Consider the following 16673-nt stretch of genomic DNA (forward strand, 5'->3'; position numbering starts at 1 on the left):
TTGGTCCGTGCTGAGAACGGCCGCCGCCGTCGTCGCGGGCAAGACCGCTCGAGCCCTCGCCCGCGTTCGGGGCGGAGGCTCGGCCTTCCCGGGCCTCGTCGCCGAGCGCATCGACCCCCGCATCCTGCGCCGCGCCCTCGCCGACGTGCGCGGCGGCATCGTCGTCGTCAGCGGCACGAACGGGAAGACGACGACGACGAAGATGCTCGTCGCCGTCCTGCGGGCCCACGGGCGCAGCGTCTTCACCAACCCGACCGGTTCGAACTTCACCCGCGGCGTCCTCTCCGAGATGCTCCCGCAGCTGCCGGTCAGCGGCCGGCTGCGCAGCGACATGGTCGTCGTCGAGCTCGACGAGGCGCACGCGATGCGGTTCATCGCCGAGGTGCCGCCGACCCACTCGCTCCTGCTCAACGTGGCCCGCGACCAGCTCGACCGGTTCGCCGAGATCGACCACACCGCCGACCTCCTGGCGCGGCTCGGCGCCGCGAGCACCGAGGGCGTCGTCGCCAACGCCGACGACCCGTTCATCGCCCGGGCGGCCCGCGCCGTGCACGTCCCGGTCCGCTGGTTCGGGCTCGACGCCTCGATCGCCGACCGGCTCCCCGAGCTGACCGAGCTCGACGCCCGCTTCGACGACACCCCGCTGGCCCACGAGTTCACGGCCGGCGACGCCCGGCTGCGGCCGGTCGACGAGCGGGCCTTCGAGGTCGTGTTCGACGACGTCACCGTCGGCCCGCTCACCCTCCAGCAGCGCGGCCTCGCGGCGATGATCAACGCGACCGCCGCCACGACGACGGCCCGGATGCTCCTCGGCGACGCGTTCGACGCCGCGACGGCCGCCACCGCCCTGGCCGCCGTGCGCCCGCCGTTCGGCCGCGGCGAGGTCGTCATGGTCGACGGCCAGCCGCTCGAGCTCGTGCTCGTGAAGAACCCCGCCGGCTTCGGCGTCGCGCTGAGCACCTACGGCTCCACCCCGGTCGCGACGATGGTGGCGATCAACGACAACGACGCCGACGGCCGCGACGTCTCGTGGCTCTACGACGTCTCCTTCGCCTCCCTCCGCGAACGCGGCGTCGCCCTGACCAGCGGGGTGCGCGCCTACGACATGGCGCTGCGGCTGCACTACGACGACGTGCACACCGACCGGGTCGTCCCCGACCTCGACGAGGCCCTCGACGCCTTCGTCGCGGCGCACCCCGACGAGCCGAAGCGCATCTTCTGCACGTACACCGCGATGATGGCCCTGCGCCGCACCCTCGCGGCGCGGCACGGTCTCGACCGCTTCGGGGAGGAGGCGCCGGCATGAGCGGCACCGAGCGCTACGAGCCGGCCGGCCCGAGCAAGGGCACGATCACGCTCGTCCACCTCTACCCGCGCGAGATGAGCATCTACGGCGACCGCGGCAACACGCACGCCCTCGCCGGACGCATCCGCCGGCACGGCTACACCGCCGAGGTCGTCCTCCACGACCCGGGCGCCTCCTTCCGGCGCGACGCGCACCTGCTGATGGGTGGCGGCGGCCAGGACTCCGGCCAGGCCCGGGTCGAGGCGGACCTCGAGGCCATCGGCCCCGAGCTCGTGGCGATGGCCGCCGACGGCGTGCCGATGCTGATGATCTGCGGGATGTACCAGCTCTTCGGCAACAGCTTCCACACGGTGACCGGGCAGGTGCTGCCGGGGCTCGGCATCCTCGACGTCACCACCCACGGGAACGACAAGCGGATGATCGGGCCGGTCTGCCTCGAGACCGAGTTCGGCCGGGTCGTCGGCTACGAGAACCACTCCGGCTCGACCGTGCTCGGGCCCGGTCAGCAGCCGTTCGGGCGGGTCCTCGCCGGGCACGGCAACAACGGGGAGGACGGCACCGAGGGCGCGCGCTCCGGCCACGTCATCGGGTCCTACCTCCACGGCCCGCTGCTGCCCGCGAACCCGATGGTCTCCGACGCCCTCATCGCCGTCGCCGCCGAGCGCGCCACCGGGCGGTCGTTCGAGCCCGAGCCGCTCGAGGACCCGCTGGCCACCGAGGCCCGCGAGCGCCAGGTGCGCCGGCTCGTCGGCACCCGCTGAGCCATCCTCTCGTGCCGGGCTACGGCGCAGTAATCGTCGTCATCCCGACGGTTACCGCGCCGTAGCCCGGCACCCAGGGGCGGGCCCCGGCGTGCCGGCTGACAGGATGGCGGGCGTGAGCAGCGCCGCCAGCAGCCCCAGCCCCGACTCTGTCGCCACCGCGTTCGCCGAGTACGTCACCGCGTCCCCGACCGCGTTCCACGCCGCCGCGGTGGCCCGCGACCACCTCGTCGCGGCCGGGTTCACCGAGCTCGACGAGCAGGCCTCCTGGCCGACCGACGCCGGCGGCTACGTCGTCGTCCGCGACGGCGCGGTCATCGCCTGGCGGGTGCCGGAGGGCGCCGGCCCGACGACGCCCTTCCGCGTCCTCGGCGCGCACACCGACTCGCCGGGTTTCCGGCTCAAGCCGAACCCCGTCGTCCGTGCCCACGGCTGGGAGCAGCTCAACGTCGAGGTGTACGGCGGTCCGGTGCTGCCGACCTGGTTCGACCGCGACCTCGCCGTGGCCGGCCGCGCGGTGCTCCCGGACGGCAGCACCCGGCTCGTCCGGACCGGCGCCGTCGCCCGCATCCCGCACCTCGCCATCCACCTCGACCGTGCGGTCAACGAGGGGTTCGCCCCCGACCGCCAGCGCCACCTGCTGCCGGTCGTCGGTGCGGACGACGGCACCGACCCGGCGGACGCCGCGCACTGGCTGCGGGCCGAGCTCGGCGACGCCGTCGCGTGGGACCTCTTCCTCGTCGACACCCAGGAGCCGGCCCGGATCGGCGCCCGCGACGAGCTGTTCGCCTCGTGGCGGATGGACAACCTCACGAGCGTCCACGCCGGCCTGCGCGGCCTGCTCGACGCCCCCGCCGACCTGCCGCACGTCCCCGTCCTCGCCGCGTTCGATCACGAGGAGGTCGGCTCGGCCTCGACCAGCGGAGCCTCCGGGCCGTTCCTCGAGGACGTCCTCACCCGGGTCCGGGAGGGGCTCGGCGCGAGCCGGTCCGAGGCCGCCCGCGCCCTGCGGGCCTCGTGGCTGCTCTCCAGCGACGCCGGGCACCTCGTGCACCCCGGGTACCCGGAGAAGCACGACCCGACGAACCGGCCGCGGCCCGGCGGCGGCCCGCTGCTCAAGGTCAACGCGAACCAGCGGTACACGACCGAGGCCCGCGGGGAGGCGGTCTGGGCCGCCGCCTGCGAGCAGGCCGGGGTGGCGTACCAGTACTACGTCAACCCGAACACGATCCCCGGCGGCTCGACGATCGGGCCGCTCGCGGCCACCCGGCTCGGCATCCCGACCCTCGACATCGGCGTCGGGCTGCTCTCGATGCACTCGACCCGCGAGCTCGTCCACGTCGACGACCTCGCCGCGCTGCACGGCGCGGTCGCGGCCTTCCTCGCCGGCTGACGGGTCCTCGACGGCGGGCGGTCAGCCCGGGTCGCGGCGCTCGCCCGGCTCGCCCCGCGCAGGACCTGGCGCCCCGGCGGGACCGGGGGCCGTCGCGTCCTCGGCGAGCGCCCGGGACGCCCCGGCGGCGCCGAACACCGGCTCGTGGCCCTCGGAGGGCGGCTCGACCTTGACGCTGAGCGACCACAGCATCCAGCCGAGCCCGCCGAGGGGCACCTCCATGAGGTGGGTGAAGATCGAGAAGAGGACGACGGCGGCCGTCGCGGCGGCGGAGTCCGCACCCCAGCCGACGAGGACCGCCGTCGTCGCGGCCTCAGTGACCCCGACGCCGCCGGGTGTGATGCCGACCGCGGTGAGCAGCCGGCCGATCGCGTACGCGGCGAAGAGCAGGTTGAGCGGCAGCGCCACGCCGGTCTCGCGCATCACGAGGACGAAGAGTACGTAGTACGCGCCGAAGAAGCCGACCATCCCGAGGGTCATCGACCACCAGCGCCAGCGGACGACGTCGATGATCCGCGCGCGCAGGTCGGTGACCAGCTCGTCGACGCGCATCGTCGTGTCGGGCCGCCGGCGCCGGATCAGCGGCCCGAAGACGCGGTCGACGGCCCGGCCGAAGCGCTGGGCCAGGGACTCGCTGACCATGACGCCGACGAGGACCCCGATGACGGCGAGCCCGGTCAGCGACCCGGCGACGGCGAGGTCGATGAGCGCCTTGGGCAGGTCGACGCCTCCGGCGAGCAGCACGAGGATGGCGATGACCGGCAGGGCGATCCGGGCCAGGACGTTCCAGACCCCGGTGACGATGGCGGACGTGGAGGTGGCCCGCCGCGAGAAGCCCCACGAGCGGCACATCGCGTACGTCGCGGCCAGCCCCACCGCACCGCCCCCGGGGAGGAGGTTCGACACCGACGACCCGCACAGGTTGATGACGAGGGCCTTGCCGTGGGAGAGGCCCCGCAGCGACCCGGTGAAGGTGAAGGTGTAGCAGTAGAGACCGGCGAGCATGACCAGCTGGAAGCCGACCGCGTGGTACCACGGCACCGACCGGATGACGTGCCAGATGTCGCCCCACGAGGTCTTGCCGAAGTGCGGCAGGCCCCAGACGAGGAGGACGACGGCGAGCCCCAGCCCGAGCCCGAACTGGAGCAGCTGACGGCGGTTCGTGGGGACCTCGACCCCGGGCGCCCTCACGGCAGGCCCTCGAACACGTCGGTCGACACCGGTCCCCCAGCTGGTCTCGTCGGGTCGCGGAACCATTCCCGCCCGAAGACCAGATCGTAGAGGGGGCGGGGGATGCGGAGGAAGGCCTGCAGGGTGCGGTCGCCGGTCTGCCCGCCGGTCCCGGCCTCCTCGGCCCCGCCGCCGGTGGCCTGCGAGGCGTGGGCGCGCATCGACGCGCGCTTGGCCTTCACGTGGCGTCGCACGTCGACCCGGTGGGTGATGTCGGCGCGCGCGGTGAAGGCACGCTCGAAGCTCGTCGGGTCGAACTCGGCGGGGAACCGGTAGACCCGCCCGACCGCGCGGATCGCCCGGACGATGGTGTCGCGCGGCACGGTGGCCTCGAGGACGCGGGGGGTGCCGGCGATCTGCGCGGCGCGGGCGGCGACCTCGTGCACCCGCTTGTGGTCGCGGTGGCCGTACCCGCCGTTGGGGTCGTAGGACAGGAGGACGTCGGCGCGCTCGGTGCGCAGCACGGCGGCCAGCCGCTCGGCCGCCTCCTCGAGCGGGGCCCGGCAGAAGCGGGTGACCCCCGGTGCGTCCGGCTCCGGCTCGGGGCCGCTCCCGCTGTCGGCGTAGCCGAGCCACTCGACCCGGGCCACCCCGAGCGCCGCCGCCGACGCGGACGCCTCGGCGAGCCGGAGCCGGCCGAGCCCGTCGCGGCGCAGGTCCTCGGCCGCGAGGCCGGCGCCGCCGTCGGTCGCGAGCACGAGGACGACCCGGTGGCCCTCCGCCGCGGCGCGGGCCATCGTGCCCGCCGTGAGGAGGGCCTCGTCGTCGGGATGGGCGTGGAACGCCACGAGCGTGCGGGACATCGTGGCCCATCCTCGCGCATGGCAGGGTGGACCCTCGTGAAGGTCGCCCTCCTGTCGGACTGCTACCCGCCGCGCCTGGGGGGCATCGAGCGGCAGGTGCACGACCTCGCGCACCACCTGGGCCGGGCCGGCCACGACGTCGAGGTGTTCACCGCGACCACCGGCCCGCTCGGCGAGCGGCACGGGCTGCGCACCGAGGAGCAGGACGGCGTCGTCGTCCACCGGATGGCCCTGCGGCTGCCGGGCGGCGTGCCGGTCAACCCGGTCGCGCCCCGGGAGGTGCGGCGCCGGCTGCTCGCCGGGCGGTTCGATGTCGCGCACGCCCACCTCGGGGTGGTCAGCCCCTTCGCCACCGACCTCGTGCGCACCACCCAGGGCCTCGGGCTGCCGGTCGCGGCGACCTTCCACTGCGTGCTCGGACGGTGGGCGCCGGCGTTCCGGGCGACCGGGCACCTGCGGCGCTGGGTCCGTCACGGCGCCGCGCTGAGCGCCGTCTCCCGGATGGCCGCCGGGCAGGTCCGGGCGGTCGCCGGCGGCGCCGAGGTGGGGGTCCTCAACAACGGCGTCGACGCCGCGTGGTGGGCACCGGACCCGCACCGGCCGGGCCGCGCCCCCGGGGAGCCGGTGCACGTCGTCACGGCGATGCGGCTGGTCACCCGCAAGCGGCCGCTCGCCCTCCTCGGCGCGCTGCACGAGGCCCGGGCCGCGCTCGACCCGGCGGTGCCGCTGCGGGCCACGGTCGCGGGGGAGGGGCCGCAGCGCCGGGCCATGGAGGCCTACCTGCGAGCCCGCGGGATGGGGTGGGTGGCGATGCCGGGCCGGCTGGACCGGGAGGGCCTGCGGGCGCTGCACCACACCGGCGACCTCTATGTGACGACCGCCCGGCTCGAGGCGTTCGGCATCGCGGCGCTCGAGGCGCGCGCGGCCGGCCTGCCGGTCGTCGCCCCCGCGGGGACCGGCGTCGACGACGTCGTCGAGGACGGCGTCGACGGTGTCCTCGCCGACTCCGACGCGGGGGTGGCCGCCGCCGTCGCGCGGCTGGCGGCCGACGACGTGCTGCGGAACCGGATGCGGAACCACCTGCGCGACAGCCCCCCTCGTCAGGACTGGCCGGGCGTCGTGGCCGCGACCGTCGCCGAGTACCGGAGGGCGGGGGCGACGTGATCAGCGTCCGGGGGGTGCGCGGCGGCCGCGAGGTGGTCTCCTTCGCGCTCGGGCACGGCGACGACCCGCTGAGCGGTCTGCGGGCCCGGGGATGGTCCGGTCGTCGCGTCCGGGTCGAGGGCGCCCTCGGCGACCTGGTGCTGCGCTACGAGGTGGTCGCCGTGACGCCCCGCCGCCCGCTTGCCGCCCCTGTCTCGGACCTCACGGCCGCGGAGCTCGCGGGCGTCGTGCCCCGGCAGCGGGTGGCCGCCTACGCCGTCGTCGTCGACGCCGGGCGGCTGCTCCTCACCCAGCTCGCCCCACGCACCGGCGCGGAGGGCCGCTGGACGCTGCCGGGCGGTGGCCTGGACCCGGGCGAGGTGCCGGCCGACGCGGTGGTCCGCGAGGTGCTCGAGGAGACCGGCCAGCACGTCGATGCCGTGCGCTTCGTCGACGTGATGACCCAGCACTGGGTGGGACGCTCCGACCGCGGCGTCGAGGACTACCACGCCGTCCGCCTGGTGCACACGGCCCGCTGCGCACGGCCGACCCGCCCCGTCGTGCACGACGTGGGCGGGTCGACGTCGGACGCCCGCTGGGTGGCCCTCGACCGGCTGCGCGACCTCGAGGTCGTCCCGACCGTGCCGTGGGCGCTCGCGGCGACCGGCGTGGTCGCTGCGAACGCCCGGGGCGGGGCCGGTCAGTCCTGAGTCCGGCTGCCACGCAGCCCGATGAGGCCGACGAGGACGACGAGCGCGCCTCCGCCGACGACCGTCCACGGGCCGAGGTCGTTCCACGGGATGCTGATGTCGGTCACCTCGGAGACGAGGACCGCCGCGGCGGTGACCAGTCCGAGGATGCCGAGCAGCAGCGCGAACGGCGCCGGGCCGGAGCGGTAGAGCGGCTCTGCGGGCCGGGACGGTGCGGCCGGCTGCGTCGGGCCGGCGACGGGGGCGGTGGAGTGCGTCTCGGGCTGCGGCGCAGCCGGTCCGGTCGCGTCGCTCGTGACGGTCGTGTCGGTCGTGTCGGTCGGGTCGTTGTCGTCCGCCGTGTCGAGGCCGAGCTCGGTGCGGAGCGGGCGGGTGGTGTCGTCGGTCATGGTCAGCTCTCCTCGATGATGATGACGTCGCCGATGCCGATCTCGGCCGTGACGACGAGGTCCGGGCTCGTGCCGTCGCCGACGGTCACGTCGCGCCTGACGTCGGTGCCGGAGCGGTCGTCCAGGGTCTCGGTGACCCCACCGGACGAGACGCGCTCGTGGCGGACCTCACCGACCCCGATCTGGTTGTCGACGCGGACGTCCAGCCCGGCGGGCACCCGGACGGTCAGCTCGCCGACGCCGACGCTCACGTCGACGGTGGCGGGCTCGCCACCGGCGGGGGTCCAGGTGGCCAGGCCGTCGAGGTCGAGCGTCGCGTCGCCGGCCCCCAGGTGGTAGGTCGCGGGCAGCGACGTGCTCGTCGGTGACCAGACCCGGTCGCCCACCCCGCCACGGGCCGTCGAGTGCGACACGAGGAACGAGAACACGGTGAGCACCCCGAGGGCGATGACGAGGAAGCCGCTGAACCCGGAGGCCCGGCCGCGCACGGCGAGCGCCAGGACGACGGCCGACACCGCGGCGAGGGCCAGGGCAAAGCCGAGGACCACCGGTTCGCCGGTGTACCCGAGCGGGCGGGCGACGGCGGCGGCGAGCCCGACGAGGGCGAGGACGAGGCCGAAGGACACGAGGCCGACGAACCCGCTGGGCCGGCGACGTCGCGGGGCCGGCGGCGGGGGCGGGGCGACCGGCCGCGGCGGGATCGGCGGGGCACCGCCGCCGACGGGGCCCTGTGGCCGCGGGGCGTACGGGAGCGTCGGGGCGGCCTGGGGGGCAGGGGGCGGCGGGGCGGCGTAGGCGGCCTGCGGGCCGGGCGGGTAGCGGTAGCCGCCGGCGGGCGGCGTGGACGAGGTCGGGGGAGCCGACACGGGGGTACCTCCTGGAGGCGGCGGGGGGGCCGGCGCCCACGGGGCCGGCTGGGCGGAGTGGCTGCGGGTCGCGACGAACCACACGACGAGGCCGACCGGGATGAGCAGCCACAGCGAGCCGCCCCACGCCGTGCCGTCGTTGAGGACGGAGACGATCCCCGCGAAGACGACGAGGCCGGTGAGGACGGCGAGGACGATGGCCCACGCGTCGCCGCCGCGGACGGCGCGCTCGGCGAGGACCTCGCCGCGGGCGTCCGGCAGGAGCAGCCAGAGCACGAGGTACACCGGCAGCCCGATGCCGCCGGCGACGGTGAGGATGATGGCCGCGGCTCGGATGAGGAGCGGGTCGACGTCGAAGCGCCGGGCGATGCCGGCGCACACGCCGCCGAACCAGCGCCGGTCGGTGTCGCGGCGGATGCTCGAGCGACGCAGCCGCTCGAGCTGCTCGTCGACGACACTCGGCCCGGCGGGCGGGGGCGTCTGGGTGGTGGAGCTCTCGGTCATGCCACCACTGTCCCGCCGCGGGGGCCGCCGTTGCCATGAGGGTCGACCCTGAGCACCCCCTGACCGCACCCCGGGAGCGGTCCCGGGAGCGCGTTCGTGCGTCAGGATGGTGTCGTGCCCACCCCCTACGAGCCCGTCGCCACCCGCGTGCGGACCGATGCCGGCCCGGCCCCGGAGCCTCTGCCGTCGCGTCCGCCGCTGGTCCGCGACCGCTCCGAGGGCTGGACCCCCGGGGTGTGCGGCGCCGTGGCCCGGCACCTCGGGGTCTCGCGCCGGCTGGTCCGGGTCGCGGCCGTCGTCCTGGCGTTCTGCGGTGGGGCCGGCATCGCCGCCTACCTCTTCCTCTGGGCCCTCACCCCCGAGGGCGAGGGGCTCACCGGCCCGCCGCCCTCGAGCGCGTGGTCCGAGCGCCGGCGGTGGGTCGTCCTCCTCGTCGCGGGCGTCGTCCTCGTCGTCGCCGGCGGAGCGCTGCTCGTGCCCGGCGTCGGGGTGTCGGTCCGCGGGTCGGTCCTCGTGCCGCTGTTCGTCATCGGCGTCGGGGCGGTCGTGGCCTGGTCCAACCTCGACGCCACCCAGCGCTCGCGGTGGCTCACCGGCGGCCGCGACGGCATGGGCTGGGTGCGCGTGCTCCTCGGCTCCGGGCTCGCCCTCGTCGGGGTGCTCGTCCTCGTGACCCGCGGCCGCTCGGTCAGCGTCCTCTGGGACGCCGTCCTCGCCGCGCTGGCCGTGCTCATCGGCGCGCTCATCCTCGCGGCTCCCTGGGCGGTGCGGCTCTGGAGCGACTTCCGGCGCGAGCAGGACGCCGCCGTCCGGGCCACCGAGCGCGCCGACATCGCGGCGCACCTGCACGACTCGGTCCTGCAGACCCTCGCGCTCATCCAGCGCCAGTCCGCCGACCCCGCCGCCGTCACCCGGCTCGCCCGCGCCCAGGAGCGCGAGCTGCGCAGCTGGCTCTACGACGGGCCGCAGGGGTCCCAGCAGTCCCTCGCGGCGGCCGTCACCGAGGTGGCCCACGAGGTCGAGGACCTCCACGGGGTCCCCGTCGACCTCGTCGTCACCGGCGACCGCCCGTTCGAGCAGCACGGCGCCGCCCTGTCCCGGGCCATGCGTGAGGCGCTGCTCAACGCCGTCCGGCACGGCAGCCCGCCGGTCACCGCGTACGTCGAGATCGGGCCGACCGGGGTCGAGGCCTTCGTCCGCGACCGCGGCGACGGCTTCGACCTGGACACCGTCCCGGAGGACCGCCTCGGCGTGCGCCAGTCCGTCCTCGGCAGGATGGAACGGCACGGCGGCACCGCGCGGGTGCGCCGCCGTGAGGACGGCACCGAGGTGGAGCTTCGGCTCCCGCCGATCGAAGGAGAAGAGTGATGACCAGCCAGCGCAGCGCCACCCCGGCCACGCCCGTCCGCGTGGTGCTCGTCGACGACCACCGGATGTTCCGCACCGGCGTGCGGGCCGAGCTGACCGACGCGATGGCCGGGGGAGACCCGGTGTGCGAGTTCGTCGGCGAGGCCCCGGACGTCGACTCCGCGATCGCCGTCATCCGGGCCGAGACCCCTGACGTCGTGCTCCTCGACGTGCACCTGCCGGGCGGCTCCGGCAACGGCGGCGGCGACGTCATCCGCGGGTGCGCCGGCGTCGAGACGGCCGCCGGCACGCCGGTGCGCTTCCTCGCCCTGTCGGTGTCCGACGCCGCCGAGGACGTCATCGCCGTCATCCGGGCCGGCGCCCGCGGCTACGTGACGAAGACGATCGGCGCCCGCGACCTCGTGACCGCCATCCGGCGGGTCGCCGACGGCGACGCGGTGTTCTCGCCGCGGCTCGCCGGCTTCGTCCTCGACGCCTTCGGCGCGGCCGCGGGCGAGATCGCCGAGGTCGACGAGGAGCTCGACCGGCTCTCCGCGCGCGAGCGCGAGGTGATGCGGCTCATCGCCCGCGGCTACCAGTACAAGGAGGTCGCCAAGGAGCTGTTCATCTCGGTCAAGACGGTCGAGACGCACGTCTCCTCGGTGCTGCGCAAGCTGCAGCTGTCCTCGCGCCACGAGCTGACCGCCTGGGCGATGGGACGCCGCCTCGTCTGAGGCTGCTGCCTCGGGTGAGGCCGCTGCCCCGGCCGGGTCGGGGCTGCCCCTACGCTGTGGCCCATGGACCTCCTCGAGAACGTGTTCGTCCTCCTGCACCTGCTGGGCATGGCCGCCATCGTCGGCAGTGCGGTGTTCGTGGCCCGCGGCCGCGCGACCCCCGCCCTCGTCTGGGGCGCGCGGGCGCAGCTGGTCACCGGGCTGGTCCTCGTCGGCATCGTCGAGTCCGGGGACGAGCCGGTCAACCACGCGAAGATCGGGGTCAAGCTCGTCGTCGCGATCGCCGTCGCAGCGTGCGCCGAGATCGCCGCCGCGAAGGCTCGCAAGGGCGAGGGCGAGCGGCCGCAGCTGGTCACCGTCGCCGGTGGCCTCGCCGTCCTCAACGCGGCGATCGCCGTGCTCTGGACCTCCGCCTCCTGACCCCCGCCGAACCCCACGCGTATCGGGTGACCCGATAACGGTGCGCCTCACCCCGGAACGGTTCCCGGGTGAGGCGCGGTCGTATCGGGTCACCCGATACGCGCGTGGTCGGGGGCGGGGTCAGCGGGTGAGCAGCAGCTTGCCCTGGGTGCGCCGGCCCTCGAGGTCGTCGTACGCGTGCGCCGCCTCCTCGAGCGGGTAGCGGCCGCCGACGGCCACCTGGAGGGAGCCGTCGGCGACGGCGGCGAGGACCTCGCCGGCCCGCCACTCGAGCTCGTCGCGGCTGGCCAGGTGGTGGCCGAGGCTGGGGCGGGTGACGAAGAGCGACCCGCCGGTGTTGAGCCGCTGGAGGTCGAACGGCGGCACCTGCCCGCTCGCGGCGCCGAAGAGGGCGAGCATCCCCCGCGGCCGGAGCGAGGCGAGCGAGGCGTCGAAGGTGTCCCGCCCGACGCCGTCGTACGCCACGTCGACGCCGCGCGGCGCGACCTCGCGCACCGCGGCGGCGAGGTCGTCGACCGCCCGGTAGTCGATGACGTGGTCGGCGCCGAGCCGTTCGGCGGTGGCGCACTTCTCCGGGCCGCCGGCCGTCGCGACGACGACCCCGCCGCGCGCCCGGACCATCTGCACGAGCAGCTGCCCGACGCCACCCGCCGCGGCGTGGACCAGCGCCGTCGTGCCGGAGCCGACCGGGAAGGTGCTCGTCGTGAGGTAGTGGGCGGTCATGCCCTGGAGCATCACGGCGGCGGCGGTCTCGAGGTCGACGGCGTCCGGCACCGTGACGAGCGTGTCCGCGGCCCGCACGGCGTACCGGGCGGCGCTCCCGACGGACATCGCCCACGCGACCCGGTCGCCGGGCGCGAGGTGCTCGACGCCCTCGCCGACGGCCACGACGGTCCCGGCCCCCTCGTTCCCGAGGACGAACGGGACGTCCATCGGGTACACACCCTCGCGCTGGTAGACGTCGATGAAGTTGACGCCGACGGCGGCGACCTCGACGACCGCCTCCCCGCGTCCTGGAGCCGGTGCGGAGCGGTCCTCGACGACGAGGACGTCGGAGCCGCCGGTGCGCGGGACGACGAGGGCAGGGCCGTGGCGCTCGCTCATGCCGCCAGCCTAGGTGCGTCTCAGCCGGTCGTGTCGACCCAGTAGCGGCGCTTGTCCCCGCGGACGTCCTCGAGCACACCACCGTTGGCCTCGATGACCGCGGCCGAACCGAGGTTGTCGGTGTCGCAGGTGACGAGCGCCGAGTCGATGCCGAGGGCGCGGCACTCGGGGAGCACGAGCCGCAGCGCCGAGGTGGCGATGCCCCGGCGGCGTGCGCTCGGCCGGACCGAGTAGCCGATGTGACCGCCGAACTCGAGGAGGAACGGCGTGAGGCGGTGTCGGATGCTGATCGACCCGAGGTACTCGGTCGGGGCGCCGTCGTCGACGACCCAGTAGAAGGTGCACGGCACGTGACCGGTGGGGCGCGGGGCGTCCTCCCGGGCGCGGTCGAGCCGCCACCGGACGAACCGCGCGAAGCCCTCGGGCGTCTCGAGGTCCTCGCGGGTGAACTCGACGCCCTCGTAGCCGCCGTCGTCCGGCGGCTCGACCCACACGCCGTCGCCGTCGCGCTGGGCCTCGCCGAGCGCTGCGAACTCGTCGTGGGCCGCGAGGTAGGACTCGCGCATCCGGGCGTCGGGACGGGACAGGACAATCATCCCCCGACCGTAGACGGGCGACCGGCCTGTGGGCGAACGGGTTACCCGCGCAGGCCCAGGAGGACGTCGTCGAGCATCTCCGGAGTGAGGCGCCGCGTGAAGGTGTTGTGCGGGCTCACGTGGTAGCAGCCGACGAGCCGGACCGATCGGCCGTCGGGCAGCCCGAGCGGCACCTCGACGGCGTGGCCGAAGCGCGGTTTGGGCCGCGGGACGTCCCACCCGAGCGACCGAGCGGCGCCGAGTGCGGCGTCCCAGCCGATCGAGCCGAGGCACAGGACGGCGCGCAGCCGGGGCGCCGCGAGCTCGAGGTCGCGCTCGAGCCACGGTGCGCAGCAGGCGCGCTCGGCGGGGGTGGGCTTGTTCGCCGGCGGGGCGCAGCGGACGGCGGCGACGATCCGCAGGCCGCTGAGGGCCTGGCCGTCGCCGGCGGCGACGGACGTCGGCTGAGCGGCGAACCCGGTGCGGTGCAGGGCGGCCCAGAGGAAGTCGCCGGAGGAGTCGCCGGTGAACATCCGCCCGGTGCGGTTGGTGCCGTTGGCCGCCGGCGCGAGGCCGACGAGCAGCACCTCGGCGTCGGGGTCGCCGAACGAGGGCCCGGGGCGTCCCCAGTACGGCTGGTCGGCGAAGGCCGCGCGACGTCCGGTGCGGGCCACGTCCTCCCGCCAGCGGACGAGGCGGGGACAGGCCCGGCACACCGAGATGCGCGCCTGGAGCTCGGGGACGTCCGGCGCAGACGCGGCGAGCCGCCGCACCCGGGCGGGGGTCGTCGCCACCGGCGTCGCGGGACCGGCGGGATCGCCGGGCCAGCCGGCCCCGGGCGGCACGGGTGAGGGGAGCGGCTCGCCGGTCACCGGGTGGGGGTCGAGGCGCTCCATTCCGCGACTGTACGGCGGCTCACCTCCGGCGTGGCGCGCGTGGCCGTGGCGGTGTGCTCGGGACGATGGTCCCGTGGCGCGGGTGACGGTGGTCGGTGGCGGCGTCGTGGGTCTGACGTCCGCCCTCGAGCTGGCGCGCGCCGGGCACGACGTGCGGTGCGTGCGCGACGTCCCGGCCGCGGGCACCGTGTCGGCAGTCGCCGGCGGGCTCTGGTTCCCGTACCACGTGCAGCCCCGGGACCGCGTCGTCGGCTGGGGCCTCACCTCGCTGGCCCGCTTCACCGCCCTCGCCGACGACCCCACCGCGAACGTGGCGCTGCGCGAGGGCCTGCTCGTCGAGCGGGGGGTCGCCGACCGCTGGTGGACCGAGGGACTCACCGGATGGCGGGACGCCGAGCGCGGTGAGCTACCCGAGGGTGCGGCGTCCGGCGTCGTCGCCCGGTTGCCCCTCGTCGCGATGGTCGTGTACCTCGACTGGCTCGAGAAGGCCTGCGCTGCAGCGGGGGTCGCCCTGGAGACCGGCCGGGTCACCGAGTTCGACGAGCTCGAGGACGACGTCGTCGTGCTCGCTGCCGGCCTCCGCGCGGCCGAGCTCCTCCCCGGTGTCGTGGTCACGCCGTCCCGCGGGCAGGTCGCGCTGCTGGCCAACCCCGGCCTCGACCGCTGGTTCGTCGACGACGACCCCGCGGGCGGCATGACCTACGTCGTCCCGCACCCCGGATGGGTCGTCTGCGGCGGCACCGACGCACCGGGCGACGACGACGAGCCGGACCCGGCTGTCCACGCGGCCATCGTCGAGCGCTGCCGGGCCGCGGTCCCGGCGCTGCGCGACGCCGAGGTGCTCGGCGCGCGCGTCGGCCTGCGTCCGGTCGCCGACGCCGTCGACCTGCGGGTCCACGAGGTCCACGGCCGGCCAGTGGTCAGCAACCTCGGCCACGGGGGCGCCGGCGTGACACTGTCCTGGGGATGCGCCGCCGAGGTCGTCGGGCTCGTCGACCGCCTCGCCTGACGACGGGTCGGTCCTCGGGCGCCGGTCGGGTCAGGCCTCGGGGGCAGGACGGCCCCGGGCGGCCTTGGTCTCGCCGCGCCGACGCTTGGCGTCGAGGCGACGCTCGACCGACCCGCGGGTGGGACGGGTGGCTCGTCGGGCCGGCGGCGGGGGAGCCAGGGCGTCCCGGAGCAGGGCGGCCATCCGCTCGCGCGCAGCGACCCGGTTGCGGCGCTGCTGGCGGTGCTCCGACGCAGTGACCACGAGCCGGCCGTCGACCAGCCGGCCGTCGAGCGCCCGCAGGACGCGCCGGCGCTGGGTGTCGGAGAGCGGCAGGACGTCGACCGCGACCTCCAGCTCGACCCGGCTGTCGGCGGTGTTGACGCCCTGCCCGCCGGGGCCGGAGGACCGCGAGAACCGCTCGACGAGGTCGGAGGCCGGCACGGTGAGGCCCTGCGGCACACCGGGACCCGGTGGCACGACGAGGTCCATCAGGGCTTCCCGGTGTCGTCCTCGGGCTCGGGCGGGGACTCGGCGCCCTCGGCCTCGTCGCGCTCCGCCCACTCGAGCAGCGGGGTGATGTCGAAGACGGCGTCGTCGATGCCGGCGTGCAGGTCGCCGAGCTCGGCGTAGCGGGCGGGCATCGTCGCGATGGTGAAGTCGTCCGGCTCGGCGTCGTCGACCTCGTCCCAGCGCAATGGGGCCGAGACGGTGCCGATGTCGTTGCCGCGCACCGAGTACGCCGCGGCGATCGTGTGGTCACGCGCGTTCTGGTTGTAGTCGACGAAGACGGCGGCCGGGTCGCGGTCCTTGCGCCACCACGTCGTCGTCACGTCGTCGGGTAGCCGGCGCTCGACCTCGCGGGCGAAGGCGAGGGCGGCCCGCCGGACGTCGGTGAACCCGTGGTCGGGCCGGATGCGCACGTACACGTGCAGGCCGTGGCCGCCGCTCGTCTTCGGCCACCCGGTGGCCCCGAGCTCGTCGAGGACCTCGTGGGCGACGTGGGCCGCGCGGCGCACCCGGGAGAACGGCGCGTCGGGCATCGGGTCGAGGTCGATGCGCCACTCGTCGGGCTTCTCGGTGTCGGCACGCCGGCTGTTCCACGGGTGGAACTCGACGGTGCTCATCTGGCAGGCCCACGCGACGTCGGCCAGCCGGGTGACGCACAGCTCGTCGGCGTGCAGCCCGTAGCGGGGGAAGTGGAGGCGCACGGTCTCGACCCAGGGCGGCGCCCCGCGCGGAAGTCGCTTCTGGTGCACCTTGTTCCCGGCGACGCCGTCCGGGAAGCGGTGCAGCATGCAGGGCCGCTCGCGCAGCGCGTTGACGATGCCGTCGCCGACCGAGAGGTAGTACTCGACGAGGTCGAGCTTGGTCTCGCCGCGCGCCGGGAAGTAGACGCGCTCGGGGCTGGACACGCGCACGTCGAAGCCGCCGACGTCGAGGACGACCGGCTCCCCGAACTCACCCTTGCGCGAGGCCATGGCCCCACCGTAGGGGCTGGAGG

General features: G+C 75.7%; 18 protein-coding genes. 9 read left to right on the plus strand and 9 right to left on the minus strand.

Translation table 11 applies throughout. From position 1 onward, the window contains the following. The first annotated feature begins 7 nt into the window (after positions 1-7). The 3 genes from PKA89_RS00770 to PKA89_RS00780 all read left to right on the plus strand — a co-directional run bounded on the left by PKA89_RS00770 (position 8) and on the right by PKA89_RS00780 (position 3460). A complete protein-coding gene (locus PKA89_RS00770) occupies positions 8-1306 on the plus strand; it encodes a MurT ligase domain-containing protein (protein ID WP_324415600.1) in 1299 nt (432 codons plus the stop codon). Further along, positions 1303-2067, plus strand: coding sequence for a cobalamin biosynthesis protein CobB (locus tag PKA89_RS00775; RefSeq protein WP_324415602.1), 765 nt, complete (start codon positions 1303-1305; stop codon positions 2065-2067). Before PKA89_RS00770 ends, PKA89_RS00775 begins: the two co-directional genes overlap by 4 nt. Before the next feature lie 115 nt (positions 2068-2182). Then, positions 2183-3460 (plus strand): M18 family aminopeptidase, encoded by a 1278-nt coding sequence (locus PKA89_RS00780; RefSeq protein ID WP_324415604.1) that lies wholly within the window; start codon positions 2183-2185, stop codon positions 3458-3460. A 21-nt stretch (positions 3461-3481) separates the two neighbouring features. On the opposite strand, the gene PKA89_RS00785 is transcribed toward PKA89_RS00780, so the two are convergent. Together PKA89_RS00785 and PKA89_RS00790 are read right to left on the minus strand one after the other, a co-directional pair. Beyond that, the gene (locus PKA89_RS00785) at positions 3482-4651 is read right to left on the minus strand and encodes a lysylphosphatidylglycerol synthase transmembrane domain-containing protein (RefSeq protein ID WP_324415606.1); all 1170 of its coding nucleotides are present in this window, start codon (positions 4649-4651) and stop codon (positions 3482-3484) included. After that, complete coding sequence (locus PKA89_RS00790) at positions 4648-5493, minus strand: PIG-L family deacetylase (RefSeq protein ID WP_324415608.1); 846 nt, start codon at positions 5491-5493, stop codon at positions 4648-4650. Before PKA89_RS00790 ends, PKA89_RS00785 begins: the two co-directional genes overlap by 4 nt. A gap of 36 nt (positions 5494-5529) precedes the next feature. Here PKA89_RS00790 and PKA89_RS00795 point away from each other — a divergent pair, with 36 nt between their 5' ends. Next, the gene (locus PKA89_RS00795; RefSeq protein ID WP_324415611.1) at positions 5530-6657 is read left to right on the plus strand and encodes a glycosyltransferase family 4 protein; all 1128 of its coding nucleotides are present in this window, start codon (positions 5530-5532) and stop codon (positions 6655-6657) included. Beyond that, positions 6654-7346, plus strand: coding sequence for an NUDIX domain-containing protein (locus tag PKA89_RS00800; protein WP_324415613.1), 693 nt, complete (start codon positions 6654-6656; stop codon positions 7344-7346). Before PKA89_RS00795 ends, PKA89_RS00800 begins: the two co-directional genes overlap by 4 nt. Here the strand turns inward: PKA89_RS00800 and PKA89_RS00805 are convergent. Together PKA89_RS00805 and PKA89_RS00810 are read right to left on the minus strand one after the other, a co-directional pair. Further along, on the minus strand, positions 7337-7735 hold the full coding sequence (locus PKA89_RS00805) for a hypothetical protein (RefSeq protein ID WP_324415615.1): 399 nt from the start codon (positions 7733-7735) through the stop codon (positions 7337-7339). The two genes, PKA89_RS00800 and PKA89_RS00805, sit on opposite strands and share 10 nt — an antisense overlap. A 2-nt stretch (positions 7736-7737) precedes the next feature. Continuing rightward, on the minus strand, positions 7738-9105 hold the full coding sequence (locus PKA89_RS00810) for a PspC domain-containing protein (RefSeq protein ID WP_324415617.1): 1368 nt from the start codon (positions 9103-9105) through the stop codon (positions 7738-7740). A 114-nt stretch (positions 9106-9219) separates the two neighbouring features. Between PKA89_RS00810 and PKA89_RS00815 the strand changes: the two genes are divergently transcribed. From PKA89_RS00815 to PKA89_RS00825, 3 genes are all read left to right on the plus strand, one after another. After that, positions 9220-10473 (plus strand): PspC domain-containing protein, encoded by a 1254-nt coding sequence (locus PKA89_RS00815; RefSeq protein WP_324415619.1) that lies wholly within the window; start codon positions 9220-9222, stop codon positions 10471-10473. Further along, positions 10473-11186, plus strand: a complete 714-nt coding sequence (locus PKA89_RS00820; RefSeq protein ID WP_324415621.1) for a response regulator transcription factor — start codon at positions 10473-10475, stop codon at positions 11184-11186. Before PKA89_RS00815 ends, PKA89_RS00820 begins: the two co-directional genes overlap by 1 nt. Positions 11187-11249: 63 nt before the next feature. Continuing rightward, complete coding sequence (locus tag PKA89_RS00825) at positions 11250-11606, plus strand: hypothetical protein (protein ID WP_324415623.1); 357 nt, start codon at positions 11250-11252, stop codon at positions 11604-11606. 120 nt (positions 11607-11726) lie between these two features. On the opposite strand, the gene PKA89_RS00830 is transcribed toward PKA89_RS00825, so the two are convergent. The 3 genes from PKA89_RS00830 to PKA89_RS00840 are packed head-to-tail and all read right to left on the minus strand — an operon-like array spanning position 11727 to position 14181. Beyond that, positions 11727-12710 carry a quinone oxidoreductase gene (locus tag PKA89_RS00830; RefSeq protein WP_324415625.1) on the minus strand — a complete coding sequence of 328 codons (984 nt, stop codon included), beginning with the start codon at positions 12708-12710 and terminating at the stop codon, positions 11727-11729. A 20-nt stretch (positions 12711-12730) separates the two neighbouring features. Then, positions 12731-13306, minus strand: a complete 576-nt coding sequence (locus tag PKA89_RS00835; RefSeq protein WP_324415627.1) for a GNAT family N-acetyltransferase — start codon at positions 13304-13306, stop codon at positions 12731-12733. Between the two features lie 41 nt (positions 13307-13347). Further along, a complete protein-coding gene (locus PKA89_RS00840; protein ID WP_324415628.1) occupies positions 13348-14181 on the minus strand; it encodes a uracil-DNA glycosylase in 834 nt (277 codons plus the stop codon). Positions 14182-14254: 73 nt separating this feature from the next. On the opposite strand from PKA89_RS00840, the gene PKA89_RS00845 reads away from it, so the two are divergent. Then, a complete protein-coding gene (locus PKA89_RS00845; protein WP_324415629.1) occupies positions 14255-15190 on the plus strand; it encodes an FAD-dependent oxidoreductase in 936 nt (311 codons plus the stop codon). A gap of 30 nt (positions 15191-15220) precedes the next feature. Here PKA89_RS00845 and arfB read toward each other — a convergent pair whose 3' ends face one another. Beyond that, a complete protein-coding gene (gene arfB, locus PKA89_RS00850) occupies positions 15221-15664 on the minus strand; it encodes an alternative ribosome rescue aminoacyl-tRNA hydrolase ArfB (RefSeq protein WP_324415939.1) in 444 nt (147 codons plus the stop codon). Then, positions 15661-16650 (minus strand): non-homologous end-joining DNA ligase, encoded by a 990-nt coding sequence (gene ligD / locus PKA89_RS00855; RefSeq protein WP_324415630.1) that lies wholly within the window; start codon positions 16648-16650, stop codon positions 15661-15663. The genes arfB and ligD overlap by 4 nt, the downstream gene beginning before the upstream one ends. Positions 16651-16673 lie beyond the last annotated feature (23 nt).

It is taken from the genome of Phycicoccus sp., assembly GCF_035325325.1.
Taxonomy (GTDB): Bacteria; Actinomycetota; Actinomycetes; order Actinomycetales; family Dermatophilaceae; genus Phycicoccus.

Bases quoted from the DNA above. Each gene is read 5' to 3' on its own strand.
- PKA89_RS00775 (WP_324415602.1), top strand. From the start codon at position 1,303: ATGAGCGGCACCGAGCGCTACGAGCCGGCCGGCCCGAGCAAGGGCACG.
- PKA89_RS00790 (WP_324415608.1), bottom strand. From the start codon at position 5,493: ATGTCCCGCACGCTCGTGGCGTTCCACGCCCATCCCGACGACGAGGCC.
- PKA89_RS00805 (WP_324415615.1), bottom strand. From the start codon at position 7,735: ATGACCGACGACACCACCCGCCCGCTCCGCACCGAGCTCGGCCTCGAC.
- PKA89_RS00810 (WP_324415617.1), bottom strand. From the start codon at position 9,105: ATGACCGAGAGCTCCACCACCCAGACGCCCCCGCCCGCCGGGCCGAGT.
- PKA89_RS00820 (WP_324415621.1), top strand. From the start codon at position 10,473: ATGACCAGCCAGCGCAGCGCCACCCCGGCCACGCCCGTCCGCGTGGTG.
- PKA89_RS00825 (WP_324415623.1), top strand. From the start codon at position 11,250: ATGGACCTCCTCGAGAACGTGTTCGTCCTCCTGCACCTGCTGGGCATG.
- PKA89_RS00830 (WP_324415625.1), bottom strand. From the start codon at position 12,710: ATGAGCGAGCGCCACGGCCCTGCCCTCGTCGTCCCGCGCACCGGCGGC.
- PKA89_RS00835 (WP_324415627.1), bottom strand. From the start codon at position 13,306: ATGATTGTCCTGTCCCGTCCCGACGCCCGGATGCGCGAGTCCTACCTC.
- PKA89_RS00840 (WP_324415628.1), bottom strand. From the start codon at position 14,181: ATGGAGCGCCTCGACCCCCACCCGGTGACCGGCGAGCCGCTCCCCTCA.
- ligD (WP_324415630.1), bottom strand. From the start codon at position 16,650: ATGGCCTCGCGCAAGGGTGAGTTCGGGGAGCCGGTCGTCCTCGACGTC.